The 21,725-nt window shown below is 58.8% G+C and carries 24 protein-coding genes; 10 read left to right on the top strand and 14 right to left on the bottom strand.

The genetic code is table 11. The annotated features are described in order from the left end of the window. Positions 1 to 31: 31 nt before the first annotated feature. Positions 32 to 1,336, top strand: a complete 1,305-nt coding sequence (locus COL8621_RS03400) for a TRAP transporter small permease subunit (RefSeq protein ID WP_093965908.1) — start codon at positions 32 to 34, stop codon at positions 1,334 to 1,336. Position 1,337: 1 nt separating this feature from the next. After that, positions 1,338 to 2,693, top strand: a complete 1,356-nt coding sequence (locus COL8621_RS03395) for a TRAP transporter large permease (protein WP_093965907.1) — start codon at positions 1,338 to 1,340, stop codon at positions 2,691 to 2,693. A gap of 38 nt (positions 2,694 to 2,731) precedes the next feature. On the opposite strand, the gene COL8621_RS03390 is transcribed toward COL8621_RS03395, so the two are convergent. Beyond that, entirely contained in the window at positions 2,732 to 3,103 is a 372-nt protein-coding gene (locus tag COL8621_RS03390) for a hypothetical protein (protein ID WP_141137823.1), read from the bottom strand. A gap of 98 nt (positions 3,104 to 3,201) precedes the next feature. On the opposite strand from COL8621_RS03390, the gene COL8621_RS03385 reads away from it, so the two are divergent. Then, the gene (locus tag COL8621_RS03385; RefSeq protein ID WP_093965905.1) at positions 3,202 to 3,972 is read left to right on the top strand and encodes an alpha/beta fold hydrolase; all 771 of its coding nucleotides are present in this window, start codon (positions 3,202 to 3,204) and stop codon (positions 3,970 to 3,972) included. Here COL8621_RS03385 and COL8621_RS03380 read toward each other — a convergent pair. Next, on the bottom strand, positions 3,969 to 4,430 hold the full coding sequence (locus COL8621_RS03380) for a cytochrome b/b6 domain-containing protein (RefSeq protein ID WP_093965904.1): 462 nt from the start codon (positions 4,428 to 4,430) through the stop codon (positions 3,969 to 3,971). The genes COL8621_RS03385 and COL8621_RS03380 overlap by 4 nt on opposite strands. A 185-nt stretch (positions 4,431 to 4,615) precedes the next feature. On the opposite strand from COL8621_RS03380, the gene COL8621_RS03375 reads away from it, so the two are divergent. Both COL8621_RS03375 and COL8621_RS03370 read left to right on the top strand, forming a co-directional pair. Further along, positions 4,616 to 4,984 (top strand): hypothetical protein, encoded by a 369-nt coding sequence (locus COL8621_RS03375; protein WP_093965903.1) that lies wholly within the window; start codon positions 4,616 to 4,618, stop codon positions 4,982 to 4,984. Positions 4,985 to 5,170: 186 nt separating this feature from the next. Next, positions 5,171 to 5,428, top strand: a complete 258-nt coding sequence (locus tag COL8621_RS03370) for a type II toxin-antitoxin system Phd/YefM family antitoxin (RefSeq protein WP_176438425.1) — start codon at positions 5,171 to 5,173, stop codon at positions 5,426 to 5,428. Between the two features lie 10 nt (positions 5,429 to 5,438). On the opposite strand, the gene COL8621_RS03365 is transcribed toward COL8621_RS03370, so the two are convergent. The 3 genes from COL8621_RS03365 to lepA all read right to left on the bottom strand — a co-directional run bounded on the left by COL8621_RS03365 (position 5,439) and on the right by lepA (position 8,459). Continuing rightward, entirely contained in the window at positions 5,439 to 5,867 is a 429-nt protein-coding gene (locus COL8621_RS03365) for a hypothetical protein (RefSeq protein WP_093965901.1), read from the bottom strand. Between the two features lie 3 nt (positions 5,868 to 5,870). Continuing rightward, positions 5,871 to 6,374: a hypothetical protein gene (locus COL8621_RS03360; protein WP_093965900.1), complete on the bottom strand. Its 504-nt coding sequence runs from the start codon at positions 6,372 to 6,374 to the stop codon at positions 5,871 to 5,873. Between the two features lie 285 nt (positions 6,375 to 6,659). Next, the gene (lepA, locus tag COL8621_RS03355) at positions 6,660 to 8,459 is read right to left on the bottom strand and encodes a translation elongation factor 4 (protein ID WP_093965899.1); all 1,800 of its coding nucleotides are present in this window, start codon (positions 8,457 to 8,459) and stop codon (positions 6,660 to 6,662) included. 243 nt (positions 8,460 to 8,702) lie between these two features. Here lepA and COL8621_RS03350 point away from each other — a divergent pair, with 243 nt between their 5' ends. Continuing rightward, the gene (locus tag COL8621_RS03350; protein ID WP_093965898.1) at positions 8,703 to 9,005 is read left to right on the top strand and encodes a hypothetical protein; all 303 of its coding nucleotides are present in this window, start codon (positions 8,703 to 8,705) and stop codon (positions 9,003 to 9,005) included. Here COL8621_RS03350 and COL8621_RS03345 read toward each other — a convergent pair whose 3' ends face one another. After that, positions 9,006 to 9,464, bottom strand: a complete 459-nt coding sequence (locus tag COL8621_RS03345) for a low molecular weight protein-tyrosine-phosphatase (RefSeq protein ID WP_093966893.1) — start codon at positions 9,462 to 9,464, stop codon at positions 9,006 to 9,008. A 45-nt stretch (positions 9,465 to 9,509) separates the two neighbouring features. Between COL8621_RS03345 and COL8621_RS03340 the strand changes: the two genes are divergently transcribed. Beyond that, complete coding sequence (locus COL8621_RS03340) at positions 9,510 to 10,202, top strand: NAD-dependent deacylase (RefSeq protein WP_093965897.1); 693 nt, start codon at positions 9,510 to 9,512, stop codon at positions 10,200 to 10,202. On the opposite strand, the gene COL8621_RS03335 is transcribed toward COL8621_RS03340, so the two are convergent. The 4 genes from COL8621_RS03335 to meaB form a co-directional block, all read right to left on the bottom strand. Next, on the bottom strand, positions 10,199 to 10,702 hold the full coding sequence (locus tag COL8621_RS03335; RefSeq protein WP_093965896.1) for a copper chaperone PCu(A)C: 504 nt from the start codon (positions 10,700 to 10,702) through the stop codon (positions 10,199 to 10,201). The two genes, COL8621_RS03340 and COL8621_RS03335, sit on opposite strands and share 4 nt — an antisense overlap. A 45-nt stretch (positions 10,703 to 10,747) precedes the next feature. Next, positions 10,748 to 11,095 carry a hypothetical protein gene (locus COL8621_RS03330; protein WP_093965895.1) on the bottom strand — a complete coding sequence of 116 codons (348 nt, stop codon included), beginning with the start codon at positions 11,093 to 11,095 and terminating at the stop codon, positions 10,748 to 10,750. A 104-nt stretch (positions 11,096 to 11,199) separates the two neighbouring features. After that, positions 11,200 to 11,487 carry a 50S ribosomal protein L28 gene (gene rpmB, locus COL8621_RS03325; protein WP_093965894.1) on the bottom strand — a complete coding sequence of 96 codons (288 nt, stop codon included), beginning with the start codon at positions 11,485 to 11,487 and terminating at the stop codon, positions 11,200 to 11,202. 186 nt (positions 11,488 to 11,673) lie between these two features. Then, positions 11,674 to 12,648, bottom strand: coding sequence for a methylmalonyl Co-A mutase-associated GTPase MeaB (gene meaB, locus COL8621_RS03320; protein WP_093965893.1), 975 nt, complete (start codon positions 12,646 to 12,648; stop codon positions 11,674 to 11,676). Positions 12,649 to 12,768: 120 nt separating this feature from the next. Here meaB and hrpB point away from each other — a divergent pair, with 120 nt between their 5' ends. Both hrpB and COL8621_RS03310 read left to right on the top strand, forming a co-directional pair. Beyond that, entirely contained in the window at positions 12,769 to 15,207 is a 2,439-nt protein-coding gene (gene hrpB, locus COL8621_RS03315) for an ATP-dependent helicase HrpB (RefSeq protein ID WP_093965892.1), read from the top strand. A 142-nt stretch (positions 15,208 to 15,349) separates the two neighbouring features. Then, entirely contained in the window at positions 15,350 to 16,384 is a 1,035-nt protein-coding gene (locus COL8621_RS03310; protein ID WP_093965891.1) for a Hint domain-containing protein, read from the top strand. An 84-nt stretch (positions 16,385 to 16,468) separates the two neighbouring features. Here the strand turns inward: COL8621_RS03310 and argF are convergent, their stop codons facing one another. The 4 genes from argF to COL8621_RS03290 form a co-directional block, all read right to left on the bottom strand. After that, entirely contained in the window at positions 16,469 to 17,395 is a 927-nt protein-coding gene (gene argF / locus COL8621_RS03305) for an ornithine carbamoyltransferase (protein WP_093965890.1), read from the bottom strand. A 36-nt stretch (positions 17,396 to 17,431) separates the two neighbouring features. Then, on the bottom strand, positions 17,432 to 18,613 hold the full coding sequence (locus tag COL8621_RS03300; RefSeq protein WP_093965889.1) for an aspartate aminotransferase family protein: 1,182 nt from the start codon (positions 18,611 to 18,613) through the stop codon (positions 17,432 to 17,434). Between the two features lie 244 nt (positions 18,614 to 18,857). Next, the gene (locus COL8621_RS03295; RefSeq protein ID WP_093965888.1) at positions 18,858 to 19,301 is read right to left on the bottom strand and encodes a hypothetical protein; all 444 of its coding nucleotides are present in this window, start codon (positions 19,299 to 19,301) and stop codon (positions 18,858 to 18,860) included. Beyond that, entirely contained in the window at positions 19,298 to 20,371 is a 1,074-nt protein-coding gene (locus COL8621_RS03290) for a DoxX family protein (RefSeq protein ID WP_093965887.1), read from the bottom strand. The genes COL8621_RS03295 and COL8621_RS03290 overlap by 4 nt, the downstream gene beginning before the upstream one ends. A 237-nt stretch (positions 20,372 to 20,608) precedes the next feature. Here COL8621_RS03290 and deoC point away from each other — a divergent pair, with 237 nt between their 5' ends. Then, positions 20,609 to 21,721, top strand: a complete 1,113-nt coding sequence (gene deoC, locus COL8621_RS03285; protein ID WP_370804553.1) for a deoxyribose-phosphate aldolase — start codon at positions 20,609 to 20,611, stop codon at positions 21,719 to 21,721. Positions 21,722 to 21,725 lie beyond the last annotated feature (4 nt).

Here is a 21,725-nt window from a genome sequence, read left to right as displayed (position 1 = left end):
CCCTTCGACATATCGGCAAGTGGACAAAACGATGCCAAGTCTTGAATTCACCCTGCCGCACTGGATGTATTGGCTGGGTCTGATCCTGTTCCCCGTGTTGGGCATGATCATGGCCCGCCGTGCCAAACCAGACCGCGCGCAGTATTCGACGCCCCTTGGGTACATGATCCTGATCACAGGCGGTATTCTGGGCCTTCACCGGTTTTACCTGAAGAACAAGTGGGGGCTGCTGTTCCTGCCCATCTTCGCCTTCGTGCTTTACGCAAACGGTGCCGAACGAGAGGCCCGTTCAGCCCTTTCCGATGCCGACAACACCGTGCGCGTCGCAGAAAAAACCATCGCACGCGAAGGGCCGCGCGTTGAAAGCGCACAGGCCGAATTGGCCCAGCTTCAGGCAGATTTTGATGCGGCCGAGGAAGGATCGTTCACCAAACGCAGCGCTGAAAAGCGGCTGACGCGGTCGAAAGACCGGATTGAAACTGGCACCGAACGCATTGCCGAAGCACGCGCAGAACTTGAAACCGCAGGCCCCATTGCACAAGCCGCCGCCGACAAACGGCAGTTCTGGTCCAACGCCGCGCGGTTCACGTTCTTTGCGTTGCTGGCGCTGGTCGCGCTTGATGCAGTGCTGTTGCCCGCCATGGTGCGCAACGCCAACGCCAAGCTGCGTGCCAGCGGTGAGGATGAGATTGATGTCATCCCATCCGATCAGGTCGAAGATACCAAACTGGATTCAGACTATGCCGAAAACTGGATTGACAAGATGTCGCTCTATGCGGGCGAGTTTGTCAGTTACTGGGCCGTCATCGCCGTGGTGGTGTATTATTACGAGGTGATCGCGCGATACGTCTTCAACTCTCCGACCAACTGGGCGCATGAGGCGATGTATCTGATGTTCGGAATGCAATACCTGATCGCCGGGTCATACGCGATGCTGACCGAGGCCCACGTGCGGGTCGATATCTTTTACGCCCCGATGACGCGGCCGAAAAAGGCGATTGCCGATCTGGCGACATCGATCTTCTTCTTCATCTTCGCGGGCACGTTGTTGGTGACATCCTACATCTTCGCGTTCGATGCCATCGCGGTGCCTTCGGGCAACGGCGTGGTGTCTGACTGGGCGCGTGGTGATCTAAGCTTTGGTCAGGCGCTTTCAAGCTTCTCTACCTCGGAAATCACGGACCCGGCGATCCGCTGGGGCGAGATTTCGTTCAACGAATGGGAAGTGCCGCTTTGGCCGATGAAATGGATGATGGTCGTGGGCGGCTTGCTGCTGGTCCTGCAGGGCATCTCGAAGATCGGCAAAGATCTTCGCGCAGTGATGAAGGGGGCTTAGGATGGGCCTGGATATCTCTATTGAGCTGCTGACGCTCATCATGTTCGGCAGCCTTCTGGCGCTGCTGATGGCTGGCTTGCCGCTGGCCTTTGTGACCGGTGGTCTGGCATGTGTGTTCCTGTTCGTGCTGGGCGATGCCCGCGCGCTGAACATCGTGCCAAGCCGCATCTTCCCGCTGATGACCAACTATCAGCTTTCGGCCATTCCGCTGTTCATATTCATGGCGGCGATGCTGGAAAGGGCCGGGATCATCAACGACATGTTCGATGTGATCTATAAGGTTCTGGGCGGCGTGAAAGGCGGGCTGGCGTCTGCCACGATCATCGCCTCTACGATCCTTGCGGCGATGGTTGGCGTGATTGGCGCGGCCGTGGTGACGATGGGCATCATCGCCCTGCCTGCCATGCTTAAGCGCCACTATGACCCGAAAATCGCGATGGGTTCGATCATGGCTGGCGGTACGCTGGGCATTCTGATCCCGCCGTCGATCTTGGCGATCATCTATGCCGTGGTGGCCGAACAATCGGTGGGCGAGCTGTTCATCGGTGCCGTTATACCGGGGCTGCTGCTGTCGGGGATGTACATCCTGTATGTCTCTGTGCGCTGCTATATCAACCCCGACCTTGGCCCCCCCATCCCCATGGATGAACGGATCAGCACCGCCGAGAAGATACGCCTGATCAACAAAATGTCGGCGCCCATCGCGCTGATTGTGATCGTGCTTGGCGTCATCTTCACCGGCGTCGCTACCCCGGTCGAGGCCGCAGGCATCGGCACCTTTGGCGCGTTCATAGTGGCCGCCATCCACCGCAAGCTGGACTGGCCCACCGTGCGCGAGGCGTGCCTGACAACCCTGAAGGCCAGCGCAATGGTCATCTGGATCATGTTCGGCGCGACGATCTTTGTTGGCCTTTATGTTCTGGAGGGCGGGCAGGAATTCGTGCGTGAATCCCTGCAAGGCGCGGGCCTTGGGCCATGGGGCATCCTGATCTTCATGATGGTGGTCTTGGTCGTCTTGGGCATGTTCCTTGACTGGGTCGGCATCCTGCTTTTGTGCGTGCCAATCTTTGTGCCCATCATCAAAGAGCTGGGCGCGGGCGCCTATGGCATGACGGATCCAAACGATTTGGTCCTGTGGTTTGGGGTGCTGTATCTGGTGAACATGCAGATGAGCTTCCTCAGCCCGCCGTTCGGCTATGCGCTGTTCTATCTACGCGGGGTCGCGCCAGATTCCATCCCGATGACGGATATCTTTAAATCCGCGCTACCGTTCCTGTTCTTGCAGGTTGTCGGGCTGGTTCTGTGCATGGCCTTCCCAGAACTGATCACATGGCTGCCAAGGCTGGTCTACGGATAACGAGAAGCGGTTGGCGGGGTCATTCCCGCCAGCCGAACCTAAAGAAAGCCCTGCCAAACCAGCACGGTAACCAGCAACGCAAACACCGCGATCAAGCTGAACGAGATACTTCCCAGCAGCCCCAGAACCGCATCTTTGCGCCGCTCTGCCCGGTCCACCGTCTTAAGGTGGGACACCACGCGCCGTTCTGCGGCCTCAAGTCTGGGCAAGTCTATTTGCTTCATCAGCTTGGGGTTTTTCGCCATCGGAACCGCTTGGGCAACAGCCTCTGCATCGCGGCGCACGTGTCTGGGCAACAACCGCCCCGCCCGCTTGATCTTGGCCGCCAAGTCGTGCCCGCCCACGCCAAGGCGTTCTTCCATTAGCTCGGAAATCTCATCGGCCAATTGCTTTACTGTTACCTCGGCCACGCCCTACCCCTTTTGCACTCCATCGCAACTGTAAACCGCGCAGCGATATCGCTTCAACTCTACTGGCACTGCTCGCGTCAAGACGCTAAGCAGAACCCATGCTCAATACTGTTCTAAACGGCCCCGAAAATGCCGACGCCCCGCCCCTTTTGATTGCACATGGCCTGTTTGGCTCTGCGCGAAATTGGGGCGTGATTGCCAAACGGATGTCTGACAAGCGTAAAGTCATCACAGTCGATATGCGCAATCACGGGGAAAGTGATTGGAAACAAACCCATAGCTACCCAGAACTTGCCGACGATCTGGCCGAAGTGATCGCCGCACACGGCGGACGGGCCGATGTCATGGGGCATTCTATGGGTGGCAAAACTGCAATGACGCTGGCCTTGAAACACCCCGATGCAGTCAACCGCTTGGTGGTCGCCGATATTGCCCCGGTCGCCTACACCCATTCGCAAAACAGCCTGATCGCAGCGATGCGCGCCGTCGATTTGTCCAAGGTCGAAAAGCGTTCAGATGCCGATGCCCAGCTTTCGCAACATGTGCCAGAGGCATCGGTGCGCGCGTTTTTGCTTCAATCCCTTGATGTCAAAGCAAAAAGCTGGCGCCTGAACCTAGATGTTCTAGAGGCCGAGATGAGCAAGATCGTGGGCTGGCCCGGCGCGGTCGGGCATTTCGACGGCCCGACGCTTTTCCTGTCTGGCGCAGACTCCGATTACGTGCGCTCCGAATACCGGCCCTTGATCAAAACCCTGTTTCCCGCCGCGAAGTTCGCGAAAATTCCGGGCGCAGGTCATTGGCTTCACGCCGAAAAGCCCAGAGAGTTCGAAGCCGCGCTTCAGGCCTTTTTGCCGATCGACCCAAGCTAATCGCGGGCTGGCAGCATCCTGCGAAGGGTGCCGTCTTTTGCGACGAACTGCCCCCATAAGACTTGGAAGATGTGAAGGAATACCACAGCGAACAGCAGGAATTTCATCATATCGTGCACGCTTTCGGACCTTTCAGTCTCTGTGATCCACGCCACCGCGCCTGAGACCGGCGACAAGATCAACAAAAAATAAAGCGCGTAATGAACGTAGCCAGCCAAGGGCGTCGCGGGCATCGGAACGCCTATTTCGCGACGAATGGAGACCCGCAGCAAAACCAATGCCAACAACAGCGCGCCCAGCACAAAGCTCAGCGTCGCAGTCACATCCAGCCCGCCCCCAGCTTCGCCCTGACGAAACAGGCCCAAGCGGCAAACTTCCAGAAAGACCTGCACGACAAGGACAAGCGCAACAGCCCAGTGCAAGCGTTTTTGCGCCTTTGTATAAACGGACGATGCCATAGCCTAATTGTCTTCCCGATTGATTTGGCGCGACCAAGGTGCACCGTACGGTACGTTCACACAACTCGTTCAAAAAGACAGGTATGATGGCCAAATAGACAGGCCGGGGTGCCGCGAATGCCGATTGACAGGGCGAAACGAAAGGCGGACGCTTTTGTTTTTCTGTTAAGCATTTGAGGCCCGCCATGTTTCAATACCCCCCTTTTCCGTTTCCCGGCTGGACGACCGACTTTAACGCGCCGTTTTCCGGCGATGTTGTTCAGACCATCGAACCGCGCGTGTTTTCGCCCTCTATCGCTGGTGATGCAGAGATCGAAGAGCGTATCCACATGAACGTCGCCAGCTATGGCACGCAGCTGGGTAAGATATTGCGTGCGTTGGATATTTTAGGGAAAGCCACGGGCACCGACCTGCCGGAAATCGACAAGCTGATCGCCAGTGTGAACGCCGAAAAAGCCGAGGCCCGCGGCACCCTTCGGGCCGAGGCTGAGGCCGCGTTGGAACGGCTGAAACGTGTCGATCCCGATGCCTGGGCCGAGGTGACGGGCGCCTAACCCTTTGTTAACCAACGCGGCCTTCGGCGCCCCTTTGATGTGGGCGGTCAGGGGATCATCCGCGCCATCGGGAAAAATTTTGGGGCGCGGGCGTGATGCTTTGGTGCGCGCGGTTCTTTCAAGGGTTCTTTGCAGTCTTCAAAGAAAATGGCCCCTGTATTTCGAAAACTTCAAAGGGGTTTAAAGGTGGTGAAACGGGTGAATGTGACCGACCTGCGCCCACGGCTGACCGGGCTGCTGGGGGTGGTGGAACACGGGCAGGAACGGGTGATCGTGATGAAGCACGGCCGACAGGTGGCGGCGATCGTTTCGATGAAAGATTACGCCCGCGTCTGGGACGCGGAGGAGGAAGAGCTGTACGGCCCGATCAACCCGGAAACCGGACGACGGCGCGGGGCGCTGTTGACGATGGCCGACATGCTGACGGGGAAGCGGTGGCGGTAAGGCAGCGGGTTCAGGGCCGAGCGGGCAGAACCCCGACACCAAAAAGCAGATTGAAATACCGTGAGCATAACAAAAAAGAAGCGACTGCCAAACTTCCCGCGACCAGCGTCATCCGCGTGCCGAGTGGTATATTCGCATCGGATTTCGTTCGACCGAAAAGTTGAAAGAAGAACGTCAGCAAAACCACAAGGGAAGGAAGTAGGTTTTCCAAGACCGTGTCGAGGCTAAGATAGGTCAGGTAAGCAATCAACACGCCGATGAGCGAGAAAAACGTAAGCTCAAAGGCCACGAGTCGTTGTGATTCCTCACCGAACTCGACCAATTTGAGGGCAAAAATTGGTAAGATTAACGCGAAAAGGATCGCAGGCGTCAGATCAATTAGAGCAAGCGAAAAATGCTGCGTCGCTACAATGAACCTGCCCAGGATAATCTCGATCATGGCCTAAAAATTCCTCAACCGGCACGGATCGCTAGCATAGCAGCGATCAAGTTCGTCTTTGGAGGAGGACGACTGAGTGCGGTAGATCTCCAGAAAGGTATCGTAGAGCTTATAGTATTTGCTGGTCCCCTTGTTTTGGGCCCGGCAATTTGCCCGCTCATCAGCAATGCGTTGATCCAGAGAAGCTTTTTCGTTTCGTGAAAGGTCACCTTTGGCAAAGGATGCAGCGACCCGACGTTCGACTCTTTCCAGTTCTTCGCAGATCGCTAAAATCCGTTCGTTAAAAGCTTCTAAATGAGTTGCTCGATAGATTTCCAGATCACGGCGATATTTAAGAAGACTGTCGAGCTTCTTAAAGCTGACGTCGATTTCTGGGAATGCCTCACCAAACAACGCTCGTTGAGTGACCATGTCGATATTTTGCGGGAATCCAAAATCTACGTGGCTTTCGGCTTGTGCGGATGAAGCCCCAAAAGCCCAAAGGAAAAGGCAAATGTGAATGCGCATTAAATGACCAATTATTTCTAAAATCAGACAATTGTACCAAAAAACGCTCCTCACGCACAGTGAAATAAGCGTTTAAGAGATGTCGTGTGTACTGGACTTCTGTAGCGTCGGTATCATCACATCATCGATTGATGGGGTACAATTGACCCCATCAGCGTTGTCTAAGATGGTCGTGCCAATCAGTCATCCGTCTTAAGCGCATCCACGCCCCAGCCCCCCCAAACCGGCTGGGCACGCGATTTCTTGCGGTAATCGCTTTCGACCAACCGCGCCAAAAACGGACGATTAATCGTCCATTTTGAGAGCGTTGATAAAGGCCTGCTGTGGGATCTCTACTTTCCCGAACTGGCGCATCTTTTTCTTACCGGCCTTCTGCTTTTCCAGCAGCTTTTTCTTACGCGTCGCGTCGCCGCCGTAACATTTGGCGGTCACGTCTTTGCGCATGGCCGACAGGGTTTCGCGTGCGATGACGCGGCCTCCGATGGCGGCTTGGATCGGGATTTTGAACATGTGGCGCGGGATCAGCTCTTTCAGCTTTTCGCACATGGCGCGGCCCCGCTGTTCGGCGCGGTCACGGTGTACCATGGTGGAAAGCGCGTCCACGGGTTCGTCGTTCACCAGAACCTGCATCTTAACCAAGAAGTCCGCGCGGTAGCCGATCATCTGATAATCGAAGCTGGCGTAGCCTTTGGTCACGGATTTCAGACGGTCGTAGAAATCGAAGACCACCTCGTTCAGGGGCAGGTCATAGACGACCATCGCGCGGGTGCCGGCATAGGTCAGATCCTGCTGGATGCCGCGGCGATCTTGGCAGAGTTTCAGCACGTCACCCAGGTATTCGTCGGGCACAAGGATGGTCGCCTTGATGCGCGGCTCTTCGATGTGATCGACGTAGGTAAGGTCGGGCATGTCGGCGGGGTTGTGCAGTTCCTGCATCGTCCCGTCCTTCATGTGGACGTGGTAGATAACCGAGGGCGCGGTGGTGATCAGGTCAATGCCGTATTCACGTTCAAGGCGGTCGCGGATCACCTCTAGGTGCAGCAGGCCAAGGAAGCCGCAGCGGAAGCCAAAGCCAAGCGCGGCAGAGGTTTCCATTTCATAAGAGAAGGACGCATCGTTCAGCGCCAGCTTTTCGATGGCGTCGCGCAGGTCTTCGAATTCGGCGGAGTCCACGGGGAACAGGCCGCAGAACACCACAGGCTGCGCAGGTTTAAAGCCCGGCAGTGGTTCGGTGCAGCCTTTCTTTTCGTGGGTGATCGTGTCGCCCACGCGGGTATCGCGCACCTGTTTGATGGACGCGGTGAGGAAGCCAATTTCACCGGGGCCAAGCTCTGCGATGTTTTGCATTGCGGGGCGGAAGACGCCAAGGCGGTCAACCGGGTAGAGCCCGCCGGTGCGCATCATCTTGATCCGGTCGCCTTTTTTGATAACGCCGTCGATCACGCGGATGATGACCACAACGCCAAGGTAGGCGTCGTAATAGCTGTCGACCAGCATCGCCTTAAGCGGCGCGTCGCGGTCGCCCTTGGGGGCCGGAAGGCGGGTTACGATGGCTTCCAGCACGTCGGGGATACCAATGCCGGTTTTTGCCGAGATGCGCACGGCGTCGGTGGCGTCGATGCCGATGACGTCTTCGATCTGTTCGGCCACGCGGTCACAATCGGCGGCAGGCAGGTCGACCTTGTTCAGGACGGGCACGATTTCATGATCGGCGTCGATGGCTTGATACACGTTGGCCAGCGTCTGTGCCTCTACCCCTTGGGAGGCATCGACGACCAGCAGTGACCCTTCGACCGCCTGCATGGAGCGCGAGACTTCGTAGGCGAAGTCAACGTGGCCGGGCGTGTCGATCAGGTTGAGCACGTAAGTCTCGCCATCTTTGGCGGGATATTCGATACGAACGGTATTCGCCTTGATGGTGATACCGCGTTCCCGCTCAATATCCATCGCGTCGAGCAGCTGCTCTTTCATATCGCGTTCGGCCACTGTTCCGGTCAGCTGGATCAGCCGGTCGGCAAGCGTGGATTTACCGTGGTCGATATGCGCCACGATGGAGAAATTGCGGATGTTTTTAAGCTCGGTCATGATCACTGCGATATGCTGTGGAAATAGCCCTTGGTCAATGGGAATTGGTGTTTCCGACCCGCTGATAACGTAAGATTACCGGCACAGCCCGACTTTCACACCGCTAGTACGCATGTCGCGCGCGTTGCCCTACATCTTGTGAATTGAAAAATTCGCCAAAATCGGGCAGAATTTTCAGACGGTATTAACCCACCCGGGGAGAATCTGAGCAAATCAGGCACCCGCACGGATCGAGGCAGTAAAATGAAAAAACTGGTAATCGCGGCTTTCATCGTCGCATTTTCGGCCCCCATCGCAACGGCGGGGTCATCTATTGAACGTGCATGCCTTCAGTCGGATCGCAAAGCCGTTTCCCGCAACCTGTGTGGCTGCATTCAAGATGCGGCTGATCTGGTTCTGGACAAGCGCGATCAGAAAATGGCCGCCAAGTTCTTCAAAGACCCGCACCGTGCGCAGGAAATCCGCCAGTCGGACAACCGCAGCCACGAAGCGTTCTGGAAGCGGTACAAACAGTTCGGCAATACGGCCCAAGCCTATTGCGGCTGATTAGCGACGCGCGCTGAGCGCGGCCAATAGGCCGCGACTGGCCTCTTCGACCAGATCCAGAACAAGGTCAAAGCCGCCCTCGTAATAAGGGTCGGGCACTTCGTCACGCAGCGTATCAGCATAGTTTAGGAACAGTTCAACAGGCGTTTCGCTGTCGGCGGGGCGCATCCGTTCCAGCGCGGCCATGTTGGAGTGATCCATCGCAATGATCAGATCAAACCGCCCGAAATCAGCCGCTGTCGCCTGTTGCGCGCGCAGCGGTGAGAGGTCATAGCCGCGCGCGGCGGCCTCGGCGGTGGCGCGGGCGTCGGGCGGATCGCCGATGTGCCAACCGCCCGTTCCCGCACTTTCCACCACAACATCCACACCGGATTGCTGCGCCAGTTGCGCAAAAACCCCGTGCGCTGTGGGCGATCGGCAGATATTTCCTAGACAAACGAACAGAATACGGGTGGTCATTGCGGCCTCCATCTTTGGTAAGTGTTGTAGCGTAAGGAGTGTGTGATGACCAAGATTGTCATTCTGACCGGGGCAGGAATTTCTGCGGAAAGCGGGCTGGGCACGTTTCGCGACAAAGACGGGCTGTGGACGAAATATGACCTAGACGACGTCGCCACACCCGAAGGATTCGCCCGCAACCCCGATCTGGTCCACGACTTTTACAACGCCCGGCGCAAGAACTGCCACGAGGCATCCCCGAACGCCGCACACCACGCATTGGCAAAGCTGGAAAGCGAGTTTGACGGCGATGTACTGATCGTTACTCAGAACGTGGATGACCTGCATGAACGCGCCGGTTCCCGCGCTGTGTGGCATATGCATGGGCAGCTGATGCGCGCACGGTGTTCTGCCTGTGATCATCATTGGGACGCGCCGCTGGAAATGCACGCCCACGCGCCCTGCCCTGCCTGTGCGGAAAACACCACGCGGCCCGACATCGTCTGGTTTGGCGAGTTTCCGTTTTACATGGATCAGATCTGGGATGCGTTGCGCGCGGCGGATTTGTTTGTGTCCGTCGGAACATCTGGAAACGTCTATCCGGCGGCTGCGTTTGTGCAGGATGCGGCGCGGGCCGGGGCGGATACGTTAGAGTTGAACCTAGAGCCATCGCTTGGCGCACATGACTTTGCCAACACCCGGCAAGGCCCCGCCACCCAGATTGTCCCAACCTGGGTGGACGAGATGTTATCGGCTTAGTTACTGGGCGCGCCCATCTGGCCGTGGTCCATTTTGCCGTGCTGCATGTTGCCGTGAACGGGCATGCGTTCCAGATCGACCGGAATGTCGACAACCACGTCGCCGGCTTTTTCAAACGTCAGGGTCACCTGCACCATATCGCCATGGGCCAGCGAACGGTTCAGCCCAAGGAACATCACGTGATCGCCACCACGTTCCAGCGCATGTGTTTCGCCGGCGGCAATGGGAAAGCCCTCTTCGACGTGGATCATTTGCATGACGCCCTGATTGTTGGACAGATGGGTGTGAAGTTCCACCCGCTGCGCCACGTCAGAGCTGACGCCAATCAGGCGATCATCTTCGCCGGTCATGTTTTCGATCATCATAAATGCCGCGCCGGATTTCGACATCGCGGTCGAAACGCGGGCATAGGGATCTTGCACCATCATGCCGTCAGCAAAGGCAGGCAGCGCGAAAGCGATTGCGGACACGGCCGCGAGAGTCGTTTTGAAGAGGGACATGGTGTCCTCCGTTTTTCTGAGTTTTGATATTGTGTCTGTGCCGGGTCAGGACAACGCGGGGGGTGCGCGTGCCGTGGCCCGAAGCGATTGTTCGCCAGCGCGCACCAGCGCCTGAAGCGGGACAAGTCGCTTGCCCACAACAGATGGCTGCTGGGGCAAAACAGGAGGAATAACATCAATAGAAACGAAGGAGGCGACGCCATCAGGGCAGATATGGGGCGACCCAACCGGGTTGCCATCGGCGTCAATCGTGATGGTCTGAAGACCCAACCCCGAACAGATGACGATTTCGCCAGAAACCGGTGCCTGCCCACGCGCACTGGCAAGCGTGACCGAAGCCAAACTTAGCGTCAGCGCCAATAGCGTGGCGAACAAGGGGCGCAGCAGTTTCATCAGCTAGGCATATAGGGTCTGAGGCACATATCTTAAACGTGCCAAAAGGAAGCGGCCCCGCCAAAGAATGACGGGGCCGCAATTCCGATACATCAGTCGGGCGATTAGGCTGCTGCCTGTGCCTTAACGATGTCTTTTTTGATTTTCAGCGCTTTTGCGGAAAGCTCTGCATCCTTGGCTTTTGCCAAGAACGCGTCGAGTCCACCGCGATGGTCCACCGTACGCAGTGCCGAAGCGGACACGCGCAGCTTGAACGAGCGGCTCAGCGTATCAGAGATCAGCGTAACGTCGTTCAGATTCGGCAGAAACCGGCGCTTGGTCTTGTTGTTGGCGTGGCTGACATTGTTGCCAGACATGGGGCCTTTTCCGGTCAGTTCGCAGACGCGCGACATGGGTCTCTTCCTTGTCTCGATATAACACTAGGGTGCCGCGAAAGCGGGCCCTCAAATTCCGTTTGGGTGCTTTACGGGCAAAAGCGGGGGGGCGTCAAGTGATTCATCCAAGGAATCCTGTGCGCGGATCACATTGAAGCCCTTTGCGGGCTATTTTCGCCGCTTATCCCGCACTGGGCGCCAATATCAGCTTAACGCGCGCAACATTTCAAGAACAGCACCTGAAACGCTGGTTTGGCCATGGGCGACGGCATTTCCCAGTTCAGCCATCTGGCTGCGCATTGCGGGATCTTTTTCCAGCCGTGCCAAAAGGCCAAGGCGGACTTCTTCTTCGAACCAATGGCGGGCTTGGTCGGCACGGCGGGTGGCAAAGTGGCCGTTTTCGCGGCGCCAGTCGGTCAGCGTTTGCATTTCCGCCCAGGCGGTTTGCAGCCCTTCCTCGGCCAGCGCAGAAACCATCATCGCCTTGGGAAACCCATCGGGGTCTTGCGGGCGGCGGCGCAACAGGCGCAGCGCACCGGCATAATCGGCGCAGGTGCGCGTGGCGGCGGATTTCAGATCACCGTCAGCTTTGTTCACGAGGATAAGATCGGCCATTTCCATGATGCCGCGTTTGACACCCTGAAGTTCGTCACCCCCCGCGGGCGCAAGAAGCAGCACGAATAGGTCTGCCATTTCGGCGACCATGGTTTCGGATTGGCCGACGCCAACCGTTTCGATCAGGACAACGTCAAACCCCGCAGCTTCGCACAGGGCGACGGCGTCACGGGTTCGGCGGGCCACGCCCCCCAGCGCTGTTTGGCTTGGCGAGGGGCGAATAAACGCGTTCGGATCGCGCGAAAGCCGATCCATCCGGGTTTTATCGCCAAGGATAGAGCCCCCCGAACGGGCAGAGCTGGGATCAACGGCCAGAACCGCCACACGCAGCCCCTGCCCCGTCAGCATCATCCCGAAACTTTCGATGAAGGTGGATTTACCAACCCCCGGCGTCCCCGACAGGCCGATGCGCAGCGCCTGACGGTTGCTTGTCGCCAATGCATCCAGCAATTCGACAGCTTGCGCGCGGTGATCATCGCGCCCGCTTTCCACCAATGTAATGGCGCGGGCCAGTGCCCGGCGTTCGCCTGCAAGAATGCGGGTTGCGAGATCGGCAATGTCCATTGGGTACTCCGGTCTGGTCCGCTGCTGTTCTTGCCCTTGCACGCAGGGTCATGTCCAGCCCACGAGACGAGTTTTTCGCAAGCGCTGGCAGAGGTGCCGTAAATCACCGATAAGAACCGGGTGAAACGATTTGACCTTCCCATAGACGAAGCGCTTCCGGCGCTGTTGGCGGCCCTTGGCGACGCAGGGCGCGCGGTTTTGCAGGCCCCACCCGGCGCGGGCAAGACAACGCGCGTGCCCTTGGCCATGCTAGAGGCGGGGCTGTGTGACGGGCGCATTCTGATGCTGGAACCGCGCCGTTTGGCCGCGCGTGCCGCCGCCGAACGAATGGCTGAAACGCTGGGCGAAAACGTGGGCGGCACCGTTGGGTACCGCATTCGCGGCGATGCCAAGGTTTCGCGCGACACCCGGATCGAGGTCGTGACCGAAGGCATCCTGACCCGGATGATCCAATCCGACCCAGAGCTGTCAGGCATCGGCGCGGTCATCTTTGACGAATTCCACGAACGGTCGTTGAACGCCGATCTGGGCCTTGCCCTAACGTGGGAAATCCGCGAGGCGCTGCGCGATGACCTGATCGTGGTGGTGATGTCTGCGACGTTGGACGCCGCGCCGGTGGCGGCTTTGTTGTCGGATGCGCCGGTGGTCACATCGCAAGGGCGCAGTTTTCCGGTTGAAACCCGGTGGCTGGAAAAGCCGATGGCAAAGACGCAACGCTATGAACAGGCGGTGGCGGCGTTGGTGGAACAGGCCGCCGCAGAGACAGAGGGCGGCATTTTGGTGTTCCTGCCCGGCGAGGGAGAGATCAGGCGCGTGGAACGCGCGCTGAACCTTCCGGCGGATTGTTCGGTTCATCCGCTTTTTGGGGCGATGGATTTCAAGGCGCAGCGTGCGGCGATTTCCCCGGCACAGACCGGGCGCAAGGTGGTGTTGGCGACTGCGATCGCCGAAACCTCGTTGACGATTCAGGATATCCGGGTGGTCGTGGATGGCGGACGGGCACGGCGGGCGCGGTTTGATCCGAATTCGGGCATGTCGCGCCTTGTGACAGAGCGGGTAACCAAAGCCGAAGCAGAACAGCGCCGGGGCCGTGCCGGGCGCGTGGCGGAAGGCACCTGTTACCGGCTTTGGACCAAAGGCGAGGAAGGCGGGCTGATGCCCTTCCCTCCGGCCGAGATTGAGGCGACCGACCTGACGGGTCTGGCGCTGGAACTGGCGCTGTGGGGGGCGACGCCCGGTGACCTTGCGTTTCTGACGCCACCCAACCCCGGTGCCTTTGCCGAAGCGCAGGCACTGCTGACGCAGTTGGGCGCGTTAAAAGACGGGCGGATCACGGAACACGGGCGCGCGCTGGCTGCCCTGCCCCTGCACCCCCGGCTGGGCCACATGCTGATCCGTGCGGGCAAGGGCGGCGCACGGTTGGCGGCGTTGCTGGCAGATCGTGATCCATTGGAAACGCGGCAGGTTGATCTTTCCCTTCGGCTAAAAGCCTTGGCCGACACGCGGGCCTTTTCGCAGGGCCAGAACATGCGGGTTCGTGGCAATGCAGCCGCGATAAATGCCGAAAGCCGCCGCTTGGCCAAGTTTGTGCGCGATGAGGGAAGCCTAACCGCCGGAGAGATGGCCGCCCTTGCCTATCCCGACCGCATCGGGATGCGCCGCAATGGGGATGACCCGCGATATGTGTTGTCGGGGGGCAAAGGCGCGGTGATGGAGGCAAGCGACCCGATGGCGGGCGCCCGGCTGATCGTCGCGACCGATCTGGATGGCGACGCGCGCGAAGCCCGCATCAGGATGGCCGCAACGATCAGCGAGTCAGAACTGCGCGGGTTATACAGCGATCAGATTGAATGGCGTGATCTGTGTGAATGGTCGCGGCGCGAACGCCGCGTCGTTGCCCGCAGACAAGAGGTGTTCGGCGCGTTGGTCCTGAACGACCAAAACTGGAAAGACGCCCCGCAAGACGCAATCGCCCATGCGATGCTGGATGGCATTCGCGAACTGGGCTTGCCATGGAACGATGCCGCGCGGCGGTTTCAGGCGCGGGTGGAATTGCTGCGTCACGAAGGCGCGGGTTTACCCGACTTTTCCGACGATGGGCTAATGGCGCGGATCGACGATTGGCTTCTGCCACATCTTGGCGGCGTAAAGACCGCCGAGGCTCTGAAACGGTTTGATATGTCAAACCCGCTGCTGAACGCGCTGGACTGGGACCAGCAGCAATTGGTCAGCCGCTTGGCACCGGCGCATTTCGAAACCCCAATGGGGCGTAAAGTGGCCATCGATTATTCCGGCGAAGCGCCAGAGATTTCTGTGCGCCTGCAAGAGATGTTCGGCGTCACACAGCACCCGGTAATTGGCCCCAAACGCCTTCCGCTTCGCATCACGCTTTTGTCGCCAGCACAACGCCCGGTTCAGACCACGATGGATTTGCCGGGCTTTTGGGCCAGTTCTTATGCGGATGTCAGAAAGGACATGCGCGGCAAGTACCCGCGCCACCCGTGGCCCGAAGACCCAACCGTTGAGGAACCCACATTGCGGGCCAAACGCAGGCGTTAAAGACGCCGTCAACAGGCCGTATGGGGGGAAAACCAACGGGAAAGGAACCTTGACGAAAAAAGTGTTAACTGCGCTCAATTTACCGAGTGGGTAAGTCTGCGATTGCAGGCGGGTAAAGAATTCCGAGGATCGTCGTCAGCGTATGGCCTATATTTCAGAGATTAAGGGACGGAACGACCCGACCAACGCCAGCGACTATATTGAAATTGTATTGCTTCCGGGCGAAGACCCCGCGGATTTCGATCTTGCCATCTATAACCGAAGTGGCGACCTGCGAACCACCGTCGAACTGACTTCGGTCACAAACATAGTCACCCTGCCAAATGGCGAAACCATCTATACGTTGTTCACCAACATCGTTGAAGGCGGCAGCCAAAAAGTACCGGCCGGATTTGCCTTGGTTGATAACAGCAGCGGCAGCGCAGATGTTGTGCAATTCGTTGGCGTCGGAAACGCAATGATCACCGCTAACGATGGCCCAGCAATCGGGTTAAGCGCCCCTAGGGTCGGCAATACAACGTCTGGCGACTCTCATTTCTGGGATTCGAACGGCGCTTATATTGGCGAGGCCCCTTCCACACCCGGAACGGTCTGTTTCACACCCGACTGCCTTATCGCGACCGACAAAGGTGAACGCCCGGTCTTGAACCTTAAGGTCGGCGATCGGGTTCTGACCCGCGACAATGGCCTGAAAACGATCCGCTGGATTGGCACGAACACGCTTAATCCCCGACAGATGATAAAGAGCCCCGAATTGCGCCCCGTGCGCATTCGTAAGGGCGCGCTTGGCAACGACATGCCGGAACGTGACATCACTCTTTCCCCCAATCACCGCGTTCTGGTGCAACGCCCTGCAGCAGAGTTGTTGTTTTCCGAGCCCGAGGTTTTGGTACATGCAAAGTGTCTGGCCCAAGCCAATTTGGCCGAAACACTTAATGTGCCGACTGTCTGCTACATCCACATCATGTTTGATGACCACGAGGTGATTTCCAGCAACGGCGTCTGGAGCGAAAGCTTCCTTCCGGCGGAATGGACCCTTTCGGCGCTGAACACGCCAAGCCGCGAAGAGTTTTTCAAGATTTTCCCAGAGCTGGACTGCCCAATCGCGCTGGAAAACCTGCAGGCCGCGCGCCGGCTGTTGCGCCCGTTTGAGGCGGCATCGTTGTTGCAGGAATAGCCTGACAGGCCTGTTCCGATCACAACCCTAAACGAAAGAACCGGGCCAAAGCAGCCCGGTTCATCTGTTCTGATCAATCTGCGCTTAGACGCCCAAGCAGTACCGCATGACGGCCTTTTGCGCATGAAGGCGGTTTTCAGCCTCGTCAAAGATCACCGAATGCGGGCCATCCATCACGGCGCTTGTCGCCTCTTCGTCGCGGTGGGCTGGCAGGCAGTGCATGAACAGCGCGTCGGATTTGGCATGGGCCATCAGCGCGTCGTTCACCTGATAAGGGCGAAGTTGATTGTGGCGGCGTTCGCGGGCCGATTGCGGATCGTGCATGGAAACCCATGTGTCGGTGACAACAAGATCGGCACCTTCGACCGCTTTTACCGGGTCACGTTCGATTTCGACCTTCACGCCTTTGGCGCGGGCTTCTTCGACAAAGACCATTTCCGGGTCCAGCGCGGGCGGCCCGGTGAAGGTTAGGTCAAACCCGAACTGCCCCGCCGCGTGGGCGAAGCTGGCGAAGACGTTGTTGCCGTCGCCCGACCAAACCACCTTTTTGCCCGCGATGGAGCCGCGGTGTTCTTCGAAGGTTTGGATATCGGCCATGATCTGGCAGGGGTGCGTGCGGTTGGTCAGCCCGTTGATAACCGGCACGGTCGCGTATTCGGCCATTTCCAGCAGCGTCTGTTCTTCGAAGGTGCGGATCATGATCAGGTCAACATAGCGGCTTAGCACGCGGGCCGTGTCGGCGATGGTTTCGCCATGGCCAAGCTGCATGTCGCTGCCCGACAGCACCATGGTTTGCCCGCCCATCTGACGCACGCCGACGTCAAACGATACGCGCGTCCGGGTGGAAGGTTTTTCAAAGATCAGCGCGACCATCTGGCCCGCAAGGGGCTGATCGGCATCCAATGCGCCTTTGGGTTGCCCTTTGCGGGCGTCCTTCATCACTTTGGCCTGATCGATCATCGACCTAAGGTCGGCGGGGCTGGTTGCGTTGATATCAAGAAAATGCGTCATCTTAAGTGTCCCTTGGGGTTGCCCCCACTATTTTGTTTATCCGTCCGAACTGAGCGAGGCGGCGGCCAGATCAAGGCGCGAAACCGCTTCGCCGATGTCTTCGTCGGTAATATTCAGCGCAGGCAAAAGCCGCACCACGTTGTCAGCTGCGGCAACTGTCAGCACGTGTTGCGCATAGCCTGCGTTCACCACGTCACCGTTTGCCACTTTGCATTTCAGGCCCAGCATCAGGCCGGTGCCGCGCACGCTTTCAAACACGTCGGGATGAGAAGCGATCAAACCTTCAAGCTTTTGGCGAAGCAGTCCAGATTTCCGGCCGACCTCTTCCAGAAATTCTGGTGTCGAAACCTCGTTCAGCACGGCCAGCCCAACTGCGCAGCCCAAGGGGTTGCCGCCATAGGTGGACCCGTGCGTGCCCGCCACCATGCCGCTTGCAGCATTTTCAGTGGCCAGCACCACGCCAAGGGGAAAGCCCCCGCCGATGCCTTTGGCGACCATCATGATGTCGGGCGTGATGCCGGCCCATTCATGGGCGAACAATTTGCCGGTCCGCGCAACGCCGCACTGCACCTCGTCTAGGATCAACAGCGCGCCGGTTTCGTCACAGGCCGCGCGCATAGCTTTCAGCGTTGCGTCTGGAACGGGGCGGATGCCGCCTTCGCCCTGAATGGGTTCGATCAGAACGGCCGCAACGTCTGGGTCTTTCATCGCCTCGGCAAAGGCGGCGTCATCGCCAAATTCCAAGTGCACAAAGCCGGGCAACATCGGGCCAAAGCCTTTGACCATCTTTTCAGACCCTGCCGCCGCGATACCGGCCGAAGACCGGCCGTGGAACGCACCAGAGAAGGTGATGATTTTCACCCGGTCTGGCTGGCCCTTTTCGTACCAGTATTTGCGCGCCATCTTTACCGCCAGCTCGCACGACTCGGTGCCAGAGTTGGTGAAGAACGCGGTGTCGGCAAAGGTCTTTGCGACCAACGCATCGGCCAGCGCCTGTTGTTCGGGGATCTGATAAAGGTTGGACAGGTGCCAAACCTTGTTGGCCTGCGCGGTCAGCGCATCAACCAGCATGGGGTTCGCATGGCCCAGCGCGTTCACCGCGATCCCGGCGCCCAGATCAAGGTATCGTTCCCCCTGATCCGTTGTCAGCCAAGAGCCTTCGCCTTTGACGAAACTTAGCGGTGCCCGGTTATAGGTCGGCAGAATTGACGGGATCATGGAGAGAGTCCTTACGAATGGAAGCCCGATTGGTGCCAAAGGCACGGAGGCAAGTCAACGATTTGAAGGAAGGTTACGTGCAAAGCACGAAAGATCAGGCGCGGAACGTTAGAAACGTCGGCGTCGCAAAGAGGCGATATGAAGCTGCTTGATCATGCTGGTGGGATAACGGGATTGCACGGATGTGTCTAGTGGCGGTGTGCGCCAGACGAAAAACGCCCCTAAGACGGGGCGTTTTCAGTGGCTAGGCCTTTGGCACGGTTACAAAGATGTCAGCCTTGATCATACCTTGGCGGCCCAGCAGCGCGCGATGGTCTTGGCCGCGCAGAACCGCCTGTATGTGTCTTTGGCCCGGGGCAAGAACACCCAATTTAACAACCGGATGATAGGCGGACGCGACCTTTTGCCCATCGACGATGATATGCGCATGGCCCAGCGGCACGGGCTCTGCTTCGGGCAGGCAAAGCGTGGTAAAGCGAAAATCCGACGCCGTGATCGTTACGAACCATTCGCCGTCTTTGGCTGGCACGGCGGTCAGTTGTACGTCAGGGGTTGGCGCTTCGTCTGGCAATTGAAGAAAGACCGACCGTGGCGGCCCGCCCCCCGCATTGATCTGGGGGACGAACAGCGCAAAGGCCGACAGGCAAAGCGCCATGGCAAGCGGCGCTGCGAGGCGATCGAACGTCATGCCGTCGCCCCCCAGATAACCTGCGCACGGGCCGGGCGCTGTGGGAACATCCGCCCCGTCATCGCCAGCAACAGCATCGCGCCATAAAGGTTGGCGTGAAACAGCGGCGTTTCGTTCAGCACCACGGCAAGGAAGGTGATCGCCCCAACGATGACAACGGCAACCGGGCGCATCAGCCGCCCCATCATCAGCAAAAGGCCGCAAATGATTTCAACGCCTGTCATCACCAGCGCGATCAGCGCGTAAGACAGGCCCATCGTGGGCATTCTGCCATGTTCCAAAATCGCCATCAGCAGCGTCGGCTGAGTAAGCTTATAGGCCACCGCCAGATAGACGAACCCGGCACCAACAAGGATCTGCGCCACGCGCCAGCCCATCTGCGCCACGCCGGGCGTCGGGCGAAGGATGCTTCCAGTACCCATTAAGCGGTCAACAGACGCCGCGCCGCCACCCATCAGCGCCAGCATCACGCCGGGCGCGGCAAAGTGGGGGGTGTAGGACAGGAAGGTCGGCCCAAACAGGGCGATCCCGACAGCGGACAACAGGACAAGCGCCAACCCCGCGAACCGCGTCATGAAACCCAGCAAAAGGAAGAAGGCCACGACCATTTGCAGTGGGGCAAGCCACCCCCAGCCCGCCAAAAGCGAAAGCTGCATATCCGGGACCAGAAAGGTGGGCTCTGCCCAATGGGCAACGCCGTGGCGCGGCAGGCCACCCAGCGCGGCAAGCCCAAGCATGACGGCCGTACCGATCCGCAACAAAAGCGGACCAACCGTCATCGAAATGGCGACAAGGGGCGCGGCAAGGCGTGCCTCTAGCGGGCGCAGGATGTCTTCGCCGACCAGGGCTATCGCGGTGACAGCGCAGCCGATCACGGCAGCCAAGCCCAGCCAAAGGCGGCTGGCGAACAGTTCTGGCATTGGCTCTGCTGCCAGGGCCTCGATCTCTTCCGGGGTTAAAAGCCACGCTTCGTGCGCATGAAGCGAGGTTGCGAACAGGCCAACCAACCCAGCCAGCAACCATGGACTTCGCCAGTGTTGGCTGGCTTTTTGAGAAATGAATACAAACATAACGTGTTCCTAAGAAATGTGTTTCGGTCAAAAAACTCGGTGCGTTTGGCCACGCGGCGTCAAAAATTGGCCGGTGTTTTTGTCGAAATCAGATGTGCGATTGTCTGTGCGTTTGCACCGTCCGAGGGTAAATTCCTCGATGGGTTGAATGCTACGCTGCTCTGCGGCGTTGGGGCAGTCAGGACATCCTGACTTTTGCGTCAAGTTCACAGAAATGTCATCGGGGCGGGTTTTTAGATGCGGCGCACCCAGCGTCACTTGCCGCGAAGCCCGCGCCCCGGCTTGCCAATTCTGCGCCCTCGTGCGACCTTTGAAAACGCAATGGATGGGAGGCAATCACCAGTGCAAACCAACCCGCAAACGATAACGCAAGCACGCTCTGACGACGCTGCTTTGCCGCAGGTCAGCCATGCCCGCAATCCGGGGATGGAACTGGACATGGACTGGGTCAAAGGCGTTCAGGCCAACACCTCGGCCATTGAGCGGCGCTGCGCCACCCTGCCCGGCCGCCGGTCGGTGAAGAAAGAGTTTCAGGCCGCGTGGCTGTTGAAGGCGGTCACGTTGATCGACCTGACGACGCTGTCGGGCGACGACACGGACGGCCGTGTGCGGCGCCTGTGCGCAAAAGCCCGCCAGCCCGTGCGCGCCGATATTCTTGATGCGCTTGGCATGGGGCCGATCCACACCGGTGCGGTCTGCGTGTACCACGAAATGATCAAGCCCGCCGTCGAAGCGTTAGAAGGCACGGGCATTCCCGTTGCCGCCGTTTCCACCGGGTTTCCCGCTGGCCTGTCGCCCTTTCACCTGCGTGTTCAGGAAATCCGCGAAAGCGTGAAGGCCGGTGCCGAAGAGATCGACATCGTCATTTCCCGCCGCCACGTGCTGACCGGTAACTGGCAGGCTCTGTATGACGAGATGAAAGAGTTCCGCGACGCCTGTGGCGAAGCCCATGTGAAGGCCATTCTGGCGACCGGCGAATTGGGTACGTTGCGCAATGTCGCCCGTGCGTCGCTTGTGTGCATGATGGCCGGGGCGGATTTCATCAAGACCTCGACCGGGAAGGAAAGCGTGAATGCCACGCTGCCTGTGACCCTAACGATGATCCGCGCCATCCGTGACTATCACGAACGCACCGGCCACCGGGTCGGGTACAAACCGGCGGGCGGTATTTCCAAGGCCAAGGACGCCCTGAACTATATCGCGCTGCTGAAGGACGAGCTGGGCAACCGATGGCTTCAGCCCGATTTGTTCCGGTTTGGTGCCTCGTCCCTGTTGGGCGATATTGAGCGCCAGTTGGAACACCACGTGACGGGCCAGTATTCGGCCTCTTACCGCCACCCGATGGGATAAGACG

Source organism: Actibacterium lipolyticum, assembly GCF_900184935.1.
GTDB classification, from domain to species: Bacteria; Pseudomonadota; Alphaproteobacteria; order Rhodobacterales; family Rhodobacteraceae; genus Actibacterium_A; species Actibacterium_A lipolyticum.
This window is presented reverse-complemented; position numbering and strand designations above follow the sequence as displayed.

Coding starts and splice junctions, on each gene's coding strand:
- COL8621_RS03400 (WP_093965908.1), top strand. CDS start 32: ATGCCAAGTCTTGAATTCACCCTGCCGCACTGGATGTATTGGCTGGGT.
- COL8621_RS03395 (WP_093965907.1), top strand. CDS start 1,338: ATGGGCCTGGATATCTCTATTGAGCTGCTGACGCTCATCATGTTCGGC.
- COL8621_RS03385 (WP_093965905.1), top strand. CDS start 3,202: ATGCTCAATACTGTTCTAAACGGCCCCGAAAATGCCGACGCCCCGCCC.
- COL8621_RS03380 (WP_093965904.1), bottom strand. CDS start 4,430: ATGGCATCGTCCGTTTATACAAAGGCGCAAAAACGCTTGCACTGGGCT.
- COL8621_RS03375 (WP_093965903.1), top strand. CDS start 4,616: ATGTTTCAATACCCCCCTTTTCCGTTTCCCGGCTGGACGACCGACTTT.
- COL8621_RS03365 (WP_093965901.1), bottom strand. CDS start 5,867: ATGATCGAGATTATCCTGGGCAGGTTCATTGTAGCGACGCAGCATTTT.
- COL8621_RS03360 (WP_093965900.1), bottom strand. CDS start 6,374: ATGCGCATTCACATTTGCCTTTTCCTTTGGGCTTTTGGGGCTTCATCC.
- lepA (WP_093965899.1), bottom strand. CDS start 8,459: ATGACCGAGCTTAAAAACATCCGCAATTTCTCCATCGTGGCGCATATC.
- COL8621_RS03350 (WP_093965898.1), top strand. CDS start 8,703: ATGAAAAAACTGGTAATCGCGGCTTTCATCGTCGCATTTTCGGCCCCC.
- COL8621_RS03345 (WP_093966893.1), bottom strand. CDS start 9,464: ATGACCACCCGTATTCTGTTCGTTTGTCTAGGAAATATCTGCCGATCG.
- COL8621_RS03340 (WP_093965897.1), top strand. CDS start 9,510: ATGACCAAGATTGTCATTCTGACCGGGGCAGGAATTTCTGCGGAAAGC.
- COL8621_RS03335 (WP_093965896.1), bottom strand. CDS start 10,702: ATGTCCCTCTTCAAAACGACTCTCGCGGCCGTGTCCGCAATCGCTTTC.
- COL8621_RS03330 (WP_093965895.1), bottom strand. CDS start 11,095: ATGAAACTGCTGCGCCCCTTGTTCGCCACGCTATTGGCGCTGACGCTA.
- rpmB (WP_093965894.1), bottom strand. CDS start 11,487: ATGTCGCGCGTCTGCGAACTGACCGGAAAAGGCCCCATGTCTGGCAAC.
- meaB (WP_093965893.1), bottom strand. CDS start 12,648: ATGGACATTGCCGATCTCGCAACCCGCATTCTTGCAGGCGAACGCCGG.
- COL8621_RS03310 (WP_093965891.1), top strand. CDS start 15,350: ATGGCCTATATTTCAGAGATTAAGGGACGGAACGACCCGACCAACGCC.
- argF (WP_093965890.1), bottom strand. CDS start 17,395: ATGACGCATTTTCTTGATATCAACGCAACCAGCCCCGCCGACCTTAGG.
- COL8621_RS03300 (WP_093965889.1), bottom strand. CDS start 18,613: ATGATCCCGTCAATTCTGCCGACCTATAACCGGGCACCGCTAAGTTTC.
- COL8621_RS03295 (WP_093965888.1), bottom strand. CDS start 19,301: ATGACGTTCGATCGCCTCGCAGCGCCGCTTGCCATGGCGCTTTGCCTG.
- COL8621_RS03290 (WP_093965887.1), bottom strand. CDS start 20,371: ATGTTTGTATTCATTTCTCAAAAAGCCAGCCAACACTGGCGAAGTCCA.
- deoC (WP_370804553.1), top strand. CDS start 20,609: ATGCGGCGCACCCAGCGTCACTTGCCGCGAAGCCCGCGCCCCGGCTTG.